This is a genomic window from Bradyrhizobium sp. SEMIA (genome assembly GCF_014844175.1).
GTDB classification, from domain to species: Bacteria; Pseudomonadota; Alphaproteobacteria; order Rhizobiales; family Xanthobacteraceae; genus Bradyrhizobium; species Bradyrhizobium arachidis.
Genome location: NZ_CP046601.1, coordinates 7,237,852 through 7,253,866, shown reverse-complemented (window position 1 = coordinate 7,253,866; position 16,015 = coordinate 7,237,852). Strand labels below are relative to the sequence as shown.

The window sequence follows — 16,015 nt, the reverse complement described above, 5'->3', positions numbered from 1 at the left end:
GGATCACCACTTGGACGGCCGAAGAGATCGTCAGTATTCTTGAGGACGGGACTGAGAATGATGAACCCAATCTGGGATGGGTGAGCGATACCCCGACTGAGGAGCGCGAGGTACTGTTTCTGGGCGGGAATCTAGCTGACGATCGGACCGCTAGCGCATCAATCCATCCAAAAGTCAGCTAAAAAGGCTGAGGGTAGAGGCTCCTCATTTGTCTTTTCCGATGCTCGGAAAACTCGAAAGCAGCGTTCGCGCCATCTATAACACTCCGGTCCGACTGGCCAGTGGGGGCTGGCCGCGTACTGCACTTGGACAATCAGAGTTTCAGCCGAAAGCTGTACCGTCTTTGCATTCGCCGCACTTGTCGTCAGCCTGGAAAAGGCACTTGCCCGCCATCATTCATTCTATCTTTCCGCGCGGCCACGTCAGGTTTTGGAAAGCTAACGAGAGTAGCGAAAGAAGTGAGGAAGCGATGCCAGTGGACTGCACGATGGACGGATACAACGCGATCAACCCAGCCGATAAAGATTCCGCTGCGTCAGATACCACCGTAGAGCAGCCGCAACAACCGCAAGCGGCGTTTGAGCAACACTTGGGAGAGGTGCGACAGCTCGGCCCGATATATTCCCATAACGATCTTTATGACATCACTGAAGAAGACGATCGCCTCATCCAAGCAGCGTCTGGTGCTGCCCTTGACCGAGGGCCACCGCCGAATGCGACCACCATCGAAATTTACGACCGTCGGCTTCGCAAATTGGCTGAGGCGCTGAAGCAGTCTGGTCAGTCGATTGCTGAGCTCGATGACGATACGTTGCTCGACCGCTCCAAGAAGCTACTGCCAAAAGACAAGGTCATCGCCCCTGCATTGTCAATGGTTAGTAGGTACCGCGAGCCCAGCGACACCGCACCGGCGCCCACAACACATTATCGTCCGTCCAAGGAAGACGCGAGCCTCATCAGAAAGGCCGCTGAGGTGGGCTTTGGTCGAGCAATCGATGCAAAAACCGCCGCAAATTATGCTAGCTGTCTTCGGAAGCTAGCGGCAGCACTGAGACCTTTGTCAGTTGCTAAGCTCAGTCACAAAGCGCTGCTCGGTCATGCCGACGCTTTGTTTCCGAAAGACAAGAAACTCATCCACGCGTTGAACAGGCTGAGTGACTACCGCCGGATCGCCGCGCAGGACAATTCGCGGGCTGACGGAGGCAACTCGCTTCAGCCAATACAGCCGGACGCCGATTTGCCCGTGCAGCTTTTCGAGCCTTTGGGGAACGCTGCGGACCAAGGCCTCTCATTGCCGGCCCACGATTTCAATGCTACCCAGGTTTGGGAGGGAACGGGTTTAACCCGTCATTCTCCCGTGCAACGTGTCGCCCAGGATGTGCTTTTCGACGCTGTGCGCCGAAGCGAAGTGCCTCCACGTGCCAGCTTCGATGCGCCGATACTTTGGCGGGGAATGCGTGCCGCCGCCCCCTCGCCCGTGGAGAGTTTTGCTCAGGAAGCGCTTTTCGATGCCGCGGATCGCGAGGGCCTGCTGCCAGCGACATCCTTCGATGCACCAGTGCTTTGGCCAACCACGCATTCAGTCACCCACTCGCCCGTGCAAAGTGTCGCCCAGGAAGAGCTTTTCGATGGCGCGGATCGCGAGCGCCTACTGCCAGCCGTGCCCTTCAATGCACCGGTGCTTTGGCCAACCACGAGTTCACTGACCCACTCGCCCTTGCAAAGTGTCGTCCAGGAAGAGCTTTTCGGTGCCGCGGATCGAGACGGGTTTGCGCCTGCTGTCGATCTGGATGCATCCAAGTTACGGACGGCAATGGGGTCGCCCCCCAAAGCGTCGGCCGAGCGGATCCTTTCGATGCCGTGATCTGGCAGCCCAGCTCACGGTCGCAGAATCCCGCCTCTGAAGAAGACTTTGGGAGTATGATGCATCAAGATGGTGCGACCCCGGCAACACATGATACGATGTCCGCCGCAGCCGGCGAGAGCTTTGATGCCTCTTTGGCCGTTCCCGAAGATTTCTCCCATGGCACCCAGGCCGCGCCGGATATGATGCGCTCCAGGCTCAGCCGCTGGGGTCTGTTGCCGGATGCAGCACAGCGGGTAAAGACCTACGACATTCACGGTGAACGCTATACGGCCGTGCTAGGACCGCGTGGGCGCAATGATGTTCAGCTCATCCATCTGCGGTCTCCTGCTATCGGCGATACGTTTGATGTTTCGTTCGCCGTGCCCAAGGATTTTTCTCATGGCACCCAGTTGGCCCCCGAAATGTTGCTTTCCACGTTGGGCAAGTGGGACTTCTTGCCTAATGGAGAAGATCCGGTCATGAACTATGAGATTGGCGGGGATCGCTACACGGCCGTGTTGGGACCGAGAGGATCCAACGACGTCCAACTCATTCATCACCCAAGGCTCGCTTTGCCGGGTGAAGCTGCTCTTGTAGCGCCGACGGCTCCCTCGCAAGCCTACGGCGGCCTTGCACCTGGGTTTAATCCGCTCTCCTCGTTCGAATTGCGAAAGGACGCTCCTTTGGCGCTGGCGCCAAACATTCCACTGCCGTCTGCCGCACCGGGATCGGGCCATCAGCCGTCGCCGCAAGTGCCTGAACTCGGAGAGTTGTTCGGCGACGACTGGAGGCACGGCCCCCAAGAGGCTTCGCCTGTCGTGATCGACATGCTCCAAAACCTGGGCCTTCTGCCGAGCCAGGAGGTCCCAATGACCCGTTTTCTGATCCACAGTCAGCCCTACACGGCCGAAAGCCTACCCGGAGGCCGCGTCCTTCTCTTCCATCGGCCGCAATTTGGCTGAACGAGGTGCTCATCGGCACCTCGGGCAGCTGCTCAAGCTCCCGAAACCACGTCGGATCGTTTGCTTTCAGAGAACTTAGAGCTGAGTCCGAACGACAATTTCAGCGGCGAGCAAACCCCCGGCGGCCAGTCCCAGAATGATCTTAAGCGGGATGGTTCAATCCGATATGGCCGCATTCGGCAGCACGGAGGTTTCGGGCGAAAGGATCTCAAAAAGACGCGGGATTCAAGATACGAGCGCATCCTGTGGTGGCCGAGGGATGAGCGTCATCAACACGGGCCCGCGGCTTGACGGGTTGGAAGTAATGTCATCAAAAGGACCGCGCGTGCGGACGTACCTTGGCGAGCCAATCTGGAGCGTTCAACTGAGAAGCCTTGCTCCAACCCACACACGATAGCCTGAACCGCCGATCTTCCAATCACTGAGATCGAATCGAGATCGACGGCCCTCGCAAGTCACCTTGATCGAACTGCAGCAAGTTCGTGCAACCCGATGTCTCTCCCGACGAAAAGACGGCCAGAAACACTCTGGCCGTTCCTGGCGATCGAAACGATCCGTGTCATGGCTTGCGAAGGTGTCCAGACGGTTAAAGGATTATGCCTTCGAAGCGCATCCCTCCCGCCCTGTGCTCTTCGTTACCAGATGAACTTTGCGCCATCCGGCAGTTCGCAGATGAATTCGCCCTGGTTCACGAGTTCGGTGGTCCCGACGACCAGCTTCGAGGCTCGCACCGTCAGCTTGCCTTCGCGGCTGAGGCTATGGCGGATGTACTCGGTCACGGCATGTCCGGAGCTGTCGACCGTTTGGTGCGCATTGGCGAAGCTGATGCCGTTCTGGGCGGTCACCCTGAAGGCATTGATGACCAGACCGGCCTGCGTCGCCGACGCAGGCTTGCCAGCCTCCGCGGTGGTACAGCGGCTCATGTCCAGTATGAGCTTCACATTCTTCCCGGCCTGTAGGGCACTGAGCACCTCTGTGTATTTCGGCGAGGGCTCATCGGCTCTGGCCAGAGCGCTCCCGCTCGCGGCCGAAAGCAAGGACAACAGGATCGTCAGTCCTATGCCAGTAAACTTCATATGCTCTTCTCCCTCGATAAGTACCACAGATCTCGTTTTTCAAGACGTCGTGCTCGCAAACCGTTTGGCTGATTCCACACACCGAGCGCGCTCGCGCCTGCGACAAAACCATCCTGTCGCAACCAAGCGCAAGTAGTTGTGATGGCTAATCCGACATCACAACCTCGTATGTCAGGTTAGCGGAAGCGGCTTAGCCTCGCGCGACGTCGACTAGAACATCTGATCGAGCGTCGGCCGCTTGGAAACACAAACGGTAACCGGTCGCGCTCCTCCATTGCAGGCCCAACGACGGAAACTATGCAGTTCTCACATCTGCTTAAAGTAGACGATCTACGAAAGAACACTTCGACCAGCCGCATGCGCCAGCTTGTCCATGTTGATAGCTGTGCAAGGACTGTCTGCCCTAGACGACGTGTCCGCAATGAGGCGGTGGAGCGAACCTGAGACGGCGGTCGGCTCAAGCTCAGTCAAGGCAGCCGATCTCGGCCTAGTCGAAACAGCAATACCAGAAGGCACAAGGCGGCGCCGACTTTTGATCCGTCGCTTTGCGCGGCTTCTGTCCAGCTGACCGCTCGCCTCACTGACTTACTCATTCGGCGTCCATCAAAAGGATAAAGGTAAATGGCTTCCTTCCTGGTCCGTCAGCTTCTCGAAAGCTGCACCTGCAACAATCTACGCCGACAGCCGGCACTCGAAGGGGAGAGAGATACACGGAATGCCGCGGACACTCCCTTTCAGGTTCACGACGCACTGCAGCACGCGCACAGCGTCGAATGGCAATCGGACGAGCTTAGAGCACAGACGGGCGCACCGGCACACAGTTCAGAAGATCAAGAAGCTTTGAGCAGCAGCTGAATGACTTGGATCTAAACGACTCAGATTCGGTCTACCCGACCTCGGATTCAGTCTCCTTAGCGGCAAATTCCGCGACTGCCACGTCCTCGTGTGCGCCAAACGAGGTGGCCCCGGAAACCAGTCGCTATCCAGCCTCATCATTTGTCAGCGCGCGCGCTCAGCTTGCCGCAACACTGACAGGTGTCACTCTTGAAGCGCTTCGGAACGAGATCGACCTTGCCGAGCAGCAAGCAGCACATTGGTCATCGGCGACCGCAGCTCCCGTCGATCGGGACCGCCTTTTCAACGAGGTGGTGGGGTCGTCATATGTCACACTGCGGCGTTTTCAGAATCAGGACAATCATTGCAAGCCGCGCATGGAAGAAAATACGAGCTCGATATTGCATGTCCGCAACTGGCTCGGGATCATTCTTCCGTTGGAGATCCTCTGGAGCGGCATCCTATGGACCGAGCGCGCCAAGCTGGCCGGCATATGCGCGGCAAGATAACAGCATCACCCTTCGCATAGTTGGTCGAGGATCCGGCAAAACTCGCTGTTTCTCGTGATCCTTGGGCGAGAGCGATCGCCAACAATGCGGGAGCGCTGCACACCCCGTACCGAAGCCAACCGTCTGGACCCCAGACGACGTGCTGAGTAGCATTGCCCGATCAAATCGCCGATCGAGTGGTACAGCGGTTGAGGGCTGCGACGGAAGATGCCCCCCGACGGTTAGGAGGACGCCGGACCATCCTCTCTCCCCTGCCCTTTCGTTAAAGCATTCTGGCATTGGATGCGTTGTCACTTCGCCCGGCATCAATTTGTTAGCCGCCCCTATGGTTGGCCGGCGGCTTTGGTGAGTAACCCGCTAAACGCTCCCCGCCTTAGCTAGTCATCTGGAACGCAAATTCGTTGCATTAGGCTCGAATCTTTAGAGAGGAGAGCGCTAGTGGCGAATGCAGGTGTGCGAGGCCGGCCGATCGCGCCGTTGGTGCTTAGTCCGCAGGAGCGGACGTACTTGGAGAGGCAAGTTCGTCGTCATCGTGTTGCCCGGTCGCTATCTGAGCGGTGCCGCGCGATTCTGCGATGCGCGGATGGATTGCCAAGCAAGTCTGTAGCTGCCGAACTCGGCCTTCACGAACAAACCGTCGGCAAGTGGCGCCGCCGATTCTTGAAGGATCGCTGTGATGGCCTGCTTGACGAAGCCCGCCCTGGCCGCCCTCGAACCATCGACGACGATCAGGTTGCTGAGGTAATCGAGCGGACATTGCGTACGACACCGCCCGACGCGACGCACTGGTCGATCCGCTCGATGGCTGCGGAAACTGGCTTTTCTCACACCACGATCCGCCGAATGTGGACCGCGTTCGGCTTGCAGCCGCACCGCAGCCAGACATTCAAGCTGTCGAGCGATCCGCTGTTCGTCGACAAGGTGCGCGATATTGTCGGGCTTTACCTGTCCCCGCCGAATCGAGCCCTTGTGCTCAGCATTGATGAGAAAAGCCAGATTTCAGGCACTCGATCGCGAGCAGCCGGTCTTGCCAATGATGCCTGGGGTGCCGGAACGTCGTACGCACAGCTATGTGCAAATGCTACAAGCGCCACCGCGCAGTCGAGTTCTTGAAATGTTTGAAAGATATCGATGCTCAAGTTCCTGAAGGCCTCGATGTCCATATCGTCATGGACAACTACGCCACTCACAAGACACCCAGGATCAAAGCGTGGCTCGCCCGTCGGCCGCATTATCATGTCCACTTCACGCCGACTTCTGCGTCATGGATCAATCAGGTCGAGCGTTGGTTCGCTGAACTCACCAGAAAGCAGATCCAGCGAGGTGTTCATACCTCCGTCAGGCAGATCGAGGCCGACATCCGTACCTTCATCGACCTGCACAACAACAACCCGAAGCCCTTCAAATGGACCAAGTCCGCTGACCAGATTTTGGCTTCCCAAACGCTTCTGCCACAAAGCCCAGCAGACTTTATGTGGCGAACTTTAGATTCACCTGACTAGCTCGGCCTGACATTAACCGCGCGGTCAACCAACAGGTCTTTCGGCCGCAATCGTATCAGGTATTCACTCGTCCGCAGCAAGCGGCGTTGTTGCAGTACGGCCGATCCGCCACCTGGATGCGTTCCATCAAAACAATCGATTTTGCCGAGCACGCCTAAAAGCCCCATAGTCGATCGCCGTGTATGGAGCCCGCATTCAAGATGACGTCTGGCAATCGATTCTCTCCTCGGTCCCTTGCTGAACAACTTGGCTCGCGCGATCGGCCGTCTGCATCTCGGACGTTAGCTCCTGTCGTCACGTGGACGCATCCCGCGCCGTGCCACGGTCTTCCCGCTAAATTGCCACGTATGAGGCGGATCGGATCGCCCGATCGTGGAGTCATGGCTTACCCAAAGCTTGGTAAGAACGACTGCCTTTTCGGGCATTTCAAAGGGTTTCTGGCGGCACGTTCAATTGGACGGACAAATGCTCACGACGCTGGACAGAGCGAGACCGACCGCCACGCGCAGGTCGACGGCGAGGCCGAACTGTGTCGCCGTTGCCTCACAACGATTGCGAGTTTGAGGGCACCGCTACAAGGAGCCTTTAAAGGCACTTGAATCTCACCCAGCGTCAGATTGTAGGATTTCCGACAGTCTCGCGACAGAATCCGCTCGCGTGAACTCTTCCTGACAGGTAGCAACAATTGCGAACGTCTCAAAACCTCGATGCGCGGCCGATCCGCCTCGTCGCACCACTCGACTGCTCCCCTTCAGAGTTTGCGTCGATTATCTGCTCTGTAAGCGCAGGACGCAGCGCACTCCTCGCAGCCAGACGAGGATCCAGCGCGCGAGAGAAACGCGGACAATCGCTATTTCGCCTGTGCCGACCACAGGCCGAGTCCAAGCTCGAGATTAGATCATTCTTGCGCCGTTCACCCCGTCTGACGAAAGGGAGGCGGCGTAACCACCTTAGACAATGCGCGACAGCAACGCCGGACTCAATTTGTCGTTCGTTGGCAGCATTCGCTCGGCTGCGGCGGAGAATGCCTCCGGAGCGACCGAACTTCGGGGCAGTTGACGACTTGCTCGGCTATCACCGGCTATCGAGAGGATGTCTTTCCCCCGATGGGCGTGTTTCGTAGCGCATCTCGGCCTTTTCCAGCCATTGGTCGATGCATAGCGCGTGAAGTGCCTTCAGACGCGGAAAACTTGCGTTGTCGTGACTTGACGACATTACGGGCTCAACAGCCTTGCAGGACTGACCGCGGTCAAGGCGAACTTGGGGAGTTTCCAATGTCGGTTTCGCAAGTCTGTTCGGCGGCAAATACAGCCGCTCTCGCCTGCGCTTTCGTTTCGTTCGGGCAGTTTGGCACGATCGCTACTGCAGGCGCTCGTATAGTGCATGCAGGCACGGCTATGCTCGGCCTACAGATGCACCAGCGCGCGGCCAGGACTCTCAGCTTCGTGAGAGATTGCAGGGCTCTTGCCGGCGTAAGGGAGATTTTGAGCCGCGCCCCCCCGCACAGGCGATCCGCCGCCGCAGGCCGCCAATCCGATGACGGTGGACGCGCAGACATGGGTCGCCTGCCAACAATGTCTTGCGTGTCGCTTACGGCCTTTCGAATTCAGGCCAAAGCGGCAGCCTCTGGATTCCGCCGAATCTCATGGTCAGCGTGACACGCTCAAGTCCTGCCGAGGACGGACAAGAGGCGATGAATGCGAATTCTCCTGGTTGATCATCATGCGGACTTTGCCCGCGACGTGAAGGAAACGCTGCTGAATTGCGGGTTTGCCGTCGACGTGACGCGGACGCTGGACGAGGCGTCGGCCGCGTTGGATTGCGCGAACTACCACATGATACTGCTCGACTCCTTCTTGCCCGATGGAGATGGTTTGGACTGGTTGAAGCAGTTGCGGCGCGAAGGACGATCAATGCCGACTATGATGATGAGCAATCTCAATGATCTCGGTCGGCGGATTGCGATCTTCAACGCCGGAGCGGATGATTTTCTGCCCAAGCCCGTTTCTATCGACGAGCTCGTTGCTCGCATGCGAGCTATTTTGCGACGATCAACGCAGATGACGGCGCCGGTGGTGACATTCGGGAATCTGCATTTCGATCCGATCGCGAGACAAGTCTCCGTCGGTGGACGAGTACTGAGAATTGCGCGCCGCGAAGTGTGCATTCTTGAACATTTGCTCAACCGCGCGGGCCGTACCGTGCCGCGCGCATCGCTCGAAGAAAGCTTGTATGCATTTGACGACGAGGTCTCGACCAATGCGCTGGAAGTCGGGATTTATCGCCTGCGCACGCATTTGAGCCAGGCGGGTGCAACGCTCAGGATCAAGACCGCGCGCGGTGTCGGTTACACCCTTGAACTCGTTGGCGCAGCATCGGCTGCCTAGCCGATCGAACTTGAAAGCAGCACTTCCTTGAACTTCGTCAACAATGACGCCGGCGCTGATGGACCGTCGATGGTCGCCAGCGGCTCGCATTATGCCGCTTTTCCCCGCCTCTGCTACGCCCTGTGCGCAGTTGCTCTGCTACTTCCGCTTGCTGCCGCGGCTCAGGCAAAGCGAGATGGCAAAGGAGAACCGCCACGGGCCGCGCCTGGCAGCACCACCGGCACGCTCAACCTTACCTCCTCACAGGGAAAGACAGTTCATCTGACCGGACCGGCTGCGAGCATTTTTATTGCCGACCCTGCCATTGCGGATTATCAGGCGCCGTCGAACACCACGATTTTCGTGTTTGGCAAAAAGTCGGGACGGACTAGCCTGTTCGCCCTAAACGACAATGGAGAGGCTCTCGCCGAGCTGCGTGTTGTCGTCACCCAACCGATCGAGGATCTACGGGCCGCGCTGAAGGCCGAGGTCGGCGACTATCCGATTCAGGTCAGCTATACCCCGCGCGGCGCGATCCTTAGCGGTACGGCGCCTAATGCCGAGGTCGTCGAGACCGCCAGGAAGGTCACTGAGCAGTTTCTTGGGGCTGGCGCGCTGGTTGTCAACAAGATCCAGGTCGCCGGCTCATTACAGGTGAATCTCAGCGTACGGGTGGCAGAGGTCTCCCGCATCGCCGCCAAGGATCTCAACATCAACTTCACCGCCTCGAGCCCAAACGGCGCTTTCCTTGTCACCGGCAAAGGGGGAGGGTCCGGCGCAGCCGGCGGCGGCGGCACGATCGGGATTGGATTTAGCGCCGGCAACACCAACTTGAGCGCTGTTCTGGACGCTCTCGCAAGCGAGCACCTCGCCTCAATCCTGGCTGAGCCGAATCTGACGGCGATGTCCGGCGAAGCCGCAAGCTTCCTCGCCGGCGGCGAATTCCCTATTCCGGTGATGCAGGATAACCGGCAGGTTTCGGTCCAATTTCGCCAGTTCGGCGTGAGCCTCGAGTTCGTTCCGACGGTTCTCAACAATAATCAGATCAATATCCGTGTGAAGCCCGAAGTCAGCGAACTGTCGAGCGAAGGCGAAGTCAAAATCAATGGCATGGCGGTCCCTGCCCTTTCCACTCGGCGGGCGAGCACCGTGGTCGAGCTCGCCAGCGGTCAGAGCTTTGCAATCGGCGGCCTCATCAGGCGCAACTTCAACACTGATATCGGCGAGTTTCCCTGGCTCGGCGATGTGCCGATCCTGGGCGCGCTTTTTCGCTCCTCATCTTTTCAAAAACGTGAAACCGAGTTGGTCATTATTGTCACGCCCTACATCGTGCGGCCCGGACCGAATCCGAACCGGATGAGTGCGCCGAGCGACCGCATCTCGCCGCCCTCAGACGCGGGGCGGATTTTGACGAACACGGTGGCCCGACCGCCACGAGAGCGCGATGCGCCTCGCGCTAGCGCACCAGGACTGACCGGCAACGCCGGCTTTATTATCGAATGAGGGTCGTCAAATGAAATTGCGACATCTCTGCTACCCAATCTTTATTGCGGCAACAATGGGTGGCTGCGCAAATACCGCCTCGATCCAGCCCGCGCCGGCTGACCAAGAGATCCAGGTCGAGCAGAAGAGTAGCGTGCTGTTCCTGCGGAGCCTTCGTGGCCCCGAACGGCATCGGCTGCGAAGCTTTATTGCAGCGACCAGTCGCGGCCGGCGGGATGCCCTCCATGTGAGTGTCATCGGCTCACCCAGACTCATCGCACAGGTGGCCGACGAGGCTCGCGCCATGGGTGTTGCCAACTACAACATCCTCCTGTCCGCTTCTCGTGTGGATCTGCCGGCTCGTTCCGGGGTGAGGATCGAAGCGATCACTTTCGAAGCTCATCCACCGGTCTGCCCCTCGCTCTCCATCGTCGGTCCTACGGTGAACGAGAATTCGTTCAATCCTACCCTTGGCTGCTCAGTCCGGAATAACCTCGCGGTCATGATCAATGATCCTGGCGACTTGTTAGGCAATCACGCTGTCATGCCGACCAGTGGTGACCGTGCAGTGCTTCCCATCACCGCACGTGGGGCAACGACGGCGGTGGGCAATAGAAGCAATTTGGAGGGTGAAACCCATAACAGGGCTGCGCCAGAAACCCAATAAGCTGCTCGTAAGAGCCGAACAGCATGAACATCGGTTGGCATTCTGGTCCATATCAGTTTGGAATCGGCCGACGGGCCTCCTGGACTCCAATCTTTGCTCGGTCCTGTTTTGGGGATCGTGCAGCTCGCAGATCAGGTTCTGGGACAGTTCGGTCATTGACCAGTGGTTTGAGCGCGCCGATGTTTGCGCGATGCTAAACGAGGCCGGCGGCAAAGACTGCCTTTGCAACCCTCTCGAAACACTCCATCGGAACGGCCTTGCCCATCGCACCTTTTCGGATCAGCTGACGCGCCAACACATGATCCTCGACAATGCTCAGACGTTGGGCGCGCGCCTCCGCCAGTAACTGTGAAGCCGTTTCGCCCTCGCCGCGGCACACCAGTACCGGGACGCCGGTCTCGCCCCGAACGTAGCGCAGCCCAATCAATGTCGCTCGCCCCGTCAGTATCAATGTCGCCCGATGGATGCCGAGCGGAGACTCGTTCGCCGACTCCCGACGGAGCCTACGGTGTTCACCCTTGATCTGCGGATTACCATCCTGTTCCTTGGACTCGCGCTTGGCTTCGCTCTGCGTCATGCGCATGTCGCGCAAGAACAACCAACGCTGAATGTGCAGATCGGCCAAGCCGCCAATCAGAAGAGCGCCGGCAGCAATCGCGATCAGCACTTTGAGCTCTTTAAAGACAAAACCAAAGCAGCTCAAATCGCACACAGGCAAGTATACCAGTGCCCTCCAACTTGCGAGCACAGTGAAAACGAACGTGGCGCCAAGGACCAAAACTTTGACGATAGACTTTCCAAGCTCGACAACCGACCGCTGAGAGATAATCCGCTTCAGCCCTTTGACGGGGTCTAATTTCTCAAAGCTGGGTTTAAGCGGCTCGACCGACATCGTCAGCCCGCCGCCGGCCAAGACACCGGCCAGAATCGCCGCGACAACCGCCGCACCTAGGATGGGAGCCGCGGCTGTTATAGAAAGGTCCATCAATCCGACCAACGCCTGCCGGGCCGCACTGTTGAAGGGCTGTTCCTGCAGCTTGTCGGTGAGCCGCACAGCTTCGCGCCATCCGTCTTCGATCGCGCCCGCCCTGAAGCACAGGCAGCCGAAACCAGCGCAAAGGCTTGCCGCGGTCACAAAGTCGGCGCTGCGCGGGCTCTGCCCTTTCTTACGCGCGTCCCTCAGCTTCTTGTGACTTGGTGGAAGATTTTTCTCTTCGCTCGTATCGCTCATTTCAAGAACTTCTCGAGCCACTCCAGCACGCCGTTGAACCGAATGATCTCTGCTCCCATATATTCGATGAGGAAGACGGCGTAGCTGACCATGATAATGCCAAAGGCGGCATTCTTGATGGTCGGAGAGAGATCGTTCAGCTTGATTTGCGGCGCAAACCGCCCGAGCAGCATGAGGGATACGTCAATCAGAAGCAGCAGAGCCAGCACGGGCCCGGCGACCACGAGAGTCGTATGCATGATATGGTCGAGAAGCCCGATAAACTCCATTGCCCCTTGCTGGGTCAGCGGAGGTAGCAGCCGATACACGGGCCAGATCAGATAACTTCCATATAGGCATCTGACCATGGTCTGCAGACCTCCTGATACAACGAAGATCGTAACTGCGGCAGTCCCGAGAAAGAGCCCCATCGCGGCGGTTTGACTGCGTGTCGCAGGATCGTCCACCTGGCTGGAGATGCCGCGCTGGGTATCAATGATGTCACCAACGGCCTGGATGCTCCAAAGTGGTATACTAAGCAGAAAACCAAACAGCAGGCCGACAAATATCTCCTTCAAACCGAGGAGCGAGACCGCAACCATACGGGTGCCCGGATCTAGTGTCTGCAAGCCGTTCCTGATCTGCATCAAGCAAGGCAATCCAATCACAATCGTCGCGCTTGCGCGGATAATCCCGCCAATGTGCGGTCGCGTGAATACCGGAAGAACCAGCATAATGCCGAGGGCCCGGGCCGCGCCAAGACCAGCCGCAACGACGAACTCGACAGCATGCTGAATCAGAGCTTGCGTCTCGGTGGGTGACAAGGCATCCGAACTCGACAGCATGCTGAATCAGAGCTTGCGTCTCGGTGGGTGACAAGGCATCCATTTGAGCTCAGCTCGTCGTGCCTTCAGCCAATGCAACCGTCGCACTCACGTCGCCATGATCTGAGACGTCAAGAACTCTGCAGATCTCGTGTGCCAGCGGTTGCAGAGCGACAGGCCTCCCAGGGCAGGTGACTTCGGCTTCAACTATCCATATGACTACCGCCGTCCGGCGCAGAGGTATGACCATTCGATGAGAGCACCCGCGAAATCGCGCGCGGCCTACAAGCCACGCTTCTTCCGCTCTCACCGGCCGCAACGCGGTTTGGAGATTTGAGGGCCAATTTCGCAGTCTATGGAGATCGGTCTCGAGCGGCACCTTCATTCGCAGGCTCATGCACCAGAATGCCAGAAACTTGGGGCCGCTTGCAACCAAAGCGGTTGCCCGTTCACTTGTGTCGACAACTCGCCAGGCTGTGCATCGAGGACCAGGTCTCAGCAGGTAATTCCATCACATCGTAAGAAAACCTGAATCGAACGGATAGAAATTCCAAATGGAGTCATCCTTCCTCCGAATACGGCGGGCTCATAGAGCCGAACAGGACAGTTCGGATGTCTATCCGTCTCATAATAGTGAGGCGAGCTTTCGATAAGATGACGAACTCGCCCCTTTTGTGGTTCGCAATGAAGGCCAACAAACGAGACGCTATAGCTGAAACGTAGACAGGCTTGCGTTCCGCGCGCACTAATACCTCGCTGTGAGCGCGGGGAACTCAGTAAAGATACGCTGGGCTTGCTCGATCAGAGGCGCGCTCAGCACCGGAGCAAACAGAACGAGCACGGCGACGACGACGAGGAGCTTCACGGTAAGCGGCAAGGTTTGATCCTGGAGCTGTGTTGCTGCCTGCACGATGCCAATGCCCAATCCGGCCACGAGGGCTGCCAGAAGCGGCGGTAGAACCCAGATCATGAACAGGACTAATGATCGGCTCAGGTGGGTGAGAATGCTGGCCTCGTCCATCTCACCCCCCCGGGGATGCGTAGCTTAAGACCAATCCGTGCATGAGCCGCGACCAGCCGTCGATTGTGACGAACAGAAAGAGCTTGAAAGGAACGGATATCATTGTTGGTGATACCATTGACATGCCCATGGCCATCAGAATTGTCGTCACAATCAGGTCGATCGTGATGAACGGAAGATAGAGAAGGAAACCGATTTCAAACGCACGCTTAAGCTCCGAGATCAAAAAAGACGGCACGAGGATCGCAAAATCGTCGGCTGTTGCGTTGGCGCGCATCTCCTCAGACCAGATATGTTCCGTCGACGACAAGAAGAACGTGCGCTGCTCCTCAGTGGTGAACTTTTTGAGATGGGCGCGCAGCGGCTCGCTGCCTTCCTTGGCGGCGGTCAACCAGTCATCGGCGGTTTGGTAACGAAGTTGCGTATCGGTCACGCGGTTGTAGGTTTGCTCGAATACTGGGGCCCCTATGAACACGGTAAGGATCAATGCAGCACCATACAAAACGATGTTCGGTGGTATGGACTGAGTGCCGAGCGCGTTGCGGATCAGGAAGAGAACGACGGAAACCTTAATGAACGCCGTTGTTGTGACGACTGCGAACGCCAGCAGGCCAAGACCGGCGGTCGCCGCAACAAGCGCAAGGATGCTCGGTTGAATGTCAACCATTGACCGCCAACTTGCTCAGTAACCGGATGCCCAACGCTTCACCGACACGTACAATGTCGCCGCGGCCGATCAATTGACCATTGGCAACAATGTCGACCGGACCGTCCACCGGCCGGCCAAGCTCGAACACGTGCCCCTCGTTGAGGCTTCTCAACGTACCCAGCGTGATGGGCCAGCGGCCGCATTCGAACACAAGCGTGATCTCAACACTGTCGATGTCGGCTTCCGAGGGCGGGATTGCTTGTTCAGCTTGGGGGCGTATCGTCATATTTGCATACCTTAGAGGATGGGACTGCAGGCGGAATGGTCCCCGAAGGATAAGTCTGTCACGCGCCACCTGCGCCGGCGCCCACAACTTGTCCGCAGCGAGGATGAGCTGGCCATGGGCAAAGGGAATGACCTCGGGCAGCAGTGCGTCGCCGGGCTGTGCTTGGCGAAGAAGCTTGATGGGCGCGCGCAGCGAGCCGATCTCTCTCGCAATTACGACCGGCAATTCCGAAGAAATCTTACCTAAATCTCGCGGTAATTGGCCGATCAACTCGCCTAAGACACGAAACGCAGACGGAACCAGACCGTCAAGAGGCGCGAACAAGAACAGGCGAGCCTTGGCCGCCAGCGGCCCGAAAGTAACGTCGAACTCAATATAGGGGTCTTTGGCCGTTGTGTCTTCGACGCGGATCAGCTGCAAATTCCGCGCGAGCACGATCTCTAATGCAGCGAGCCATGGTCCCAGTGCAAGTTCGAGAAGGAGCGAGCGAGTTGGGTCGGAAGGTAAAGTAAGGCCATGCTGGACCGTTGAAATCAGTGCCTCGACGAGAAGGCGGGGCAAGGACAACACAGCGGTCTCGCCTTCGGCGCAAAATACGCAGTCGAGCACCGAGGTGGCATATGGCTCGGCCTGCCAAACAAGCCGGCTCACACGGATCGATAGCGGCTTATCCCCAATGCGGCTCTGCAGAACCGTGCGCGGTGCGGCGGTCTCGTTGAGCCAGGAGACCACTTCATGCGACAGCTTTGCCGCTGGCTGATATAGTGCGGGTTCACCCATG

General features: G+C 58.1%; 12 protein-coding genes and 1 pseudogene. 7 read left to right on the top strand and 6 right to left on the bottom strand.

What is annotated here, in order from left to right:
- Positions 1 to 382: 382 nt before the first annotated feature.
- Together FOM02_RS35185 and FOM02_RS35180 are read left to right on the top strand one after the other, a co-directional pair.
- Positions 383 to 1,864, top strand: a complete 1,482-nt coding sequence (locus FOM02_RS35185; protein WP_265440674.1) for a hypothetical protein — start codon at positions 383 to 385, stop codon at positions 1,862 to 1,864.
- A 98-nt stretch (positions 1,865 to 1,962) separates the two neighbouring features.
- Positions 1,963 to 2,808, top strand: coding sequence for a hypothetical protein (locus tag FOM02_RS35180; protein ID WP_265440673.1), 846 nt, complete (start codon positions 1,963 to 1,965; stop codon positions 2,806 to 2,808).
- A gap of 635 nt (positions 2,809 to 3,443) precedes the next feature.
- On the opposite strand, the gene FOM02_RS35175 is transcribed toward FOM02_RS35180, so the two are convergent.
- Positions 3,444 to 3,884 (bottom strand): VirK family protein, encoded by a 441-nt coding sequence (locus FOM02_RS35175; protein ID WP_265440672.1) that lies wholly within the window; start codon positions 3,882 to 3,884, stop codon positions 3,444 to 3,446.
- Positions 3,885 to 4,843: 959 nt separating this feature from the next.
- Here FOM02_RS35175 and FOM02_RS35170 point away from each other — a divergent pair.
- The 5 genes and pseudogenes from FOM02_RS35170 (at position 4,844) to FOM02_RS35150 (ending at position 11,244) form a co-directional block, all read left to right on the top strand.
- Entirely contained in the window at positions 4,844 to 5,227 is a 384-nt protein-coding gene (locus tag FOM02_RS35170; RefSeq protein ID WP_265440671.1) for a hypothetical protein, read from the top strand.
- Positions 5,228 to 5,665: 438 nt separating this feature from the next.
- Positions 5,666 to 6,715, top strand: a pseudogene (locus FOM02_RS35165) (IS630 family transposase).
- A gap of 1,711 nt (positions 6,716 to 8,426) precedes the next feature.
- Positions 8,427 to 9,116: a response regulator transcription factor gene (locus tag FOM02_RS35160; RefSeq protein WP_265440670.1), complete on the top strand. Its 690-nt coding sequence runs from the start codon at positions 8,427 to 8,429 to the stop codon at positions 9,114 to 9,116.
- A gap of 69 nt (positions 9,117 to 9,185) precedes the next feature.
- Complete coding sequence (locus FOM02_RS35155; protein ID WP_265442234.1) at positions 9,186 to 10,598, top strand: type II and III secretion system protein family protein; 1,413 nt, start codon at positions 9,186 to 9,188, stop codon at positions 10,596 to 10,598.
- Positions 10,599 to 10,608: 10 nt separating this feature from the next.
- Positions 10,609 to 11,244 carry a CpaD family pilus assembly lipoprotein gene (locus tag FOM02_RS35150; protein ID WP_265440669.1) on the top strand — a complete coding sequence of 212 codons (636 nt, stop codon included), beginning with the start codon at positions 10,609 to 10,611 and terminating at the stop codon, positions 11,242 to 11,244.
- Positions 11,245 to 11,437: 193 nt separating this feature from the next.
- On the opposite strand, the gene FOM02_RS35145 is transcribed toward FOM02_RS35150, so the two are convergent.
- From FOM02_RS35145 to sctQ, 5 genes are all read right to left on the bottom strand, one after another.
- A complete protein-coding gene (locus tag FOM02_RS35145; RefSeq protein ID WP_265440668.1) occupies positions 11,438 to 12,475 on the bottom strand; it encodes an EscU/YscU/HrcU family type III secretion system export apparatus switch protein in 1,038 nt (345 codons plus the stop codon).
- On the bottom strand, positions 12,472 to 13,299 hold the full coding sequence (gene sctT, locus FOM02_RS35140) for a type III secretion system export apparatus subunit SctT (protein ID WP_265440667.1): 828 nt from the start codon (positions 13,297 to 13,299) through the stop codon (positions 12,472 to 12,474). The genes FOM02_RS35145 and sctT overlap by 4 nt, the downstream gene beginning before the upstream one ends.
- Before the next feature lie 724 nt (positions 13,300 to 14,023).
- Positions 14,024 to 14,299, bottom strand: a complete 276-nt coding sequence (locus FOM02_RS35135) for an EscS/YscS/HrcS family type III secretion system export apparatus protein (protein WP_027563378.1) — start codon at positions 14,297 to 14,299, stop codon at positions 14,024 to 14,026.
- 1 nt (position 14,300) lies between these two features.
- The gene (gene sctR / locus FOM02_RS35130; protein WP_027563377.1) at positions 14,301 to 14,966 is read right to left on the bottom strand and encodes a type III secretion system export apparatus subunit SctR; all 666 of its coding nucleotides are present in this window, start codon (positions 14,964 to 14,966) and stop codon (positions 14,301 to 14,303) included.
- Positions 14,959 to 16,014, bottom strand: a complete 1,056-nt coding sequence (gene sctQ / locus FOM02_RS35125; RefSeq protein WP_265440666.1) for a type III secretion system cytoplasmic ring protein SctQ — start codon at positions 16,012 to 16,014, stop codon at positions 14,959 to 14,961. The genes sctR and sctQ overlap by 8 nt, the downstream gene beginning before the upstream one ends.
- Position 16,015: the final 1 nt, after the last annotated feature.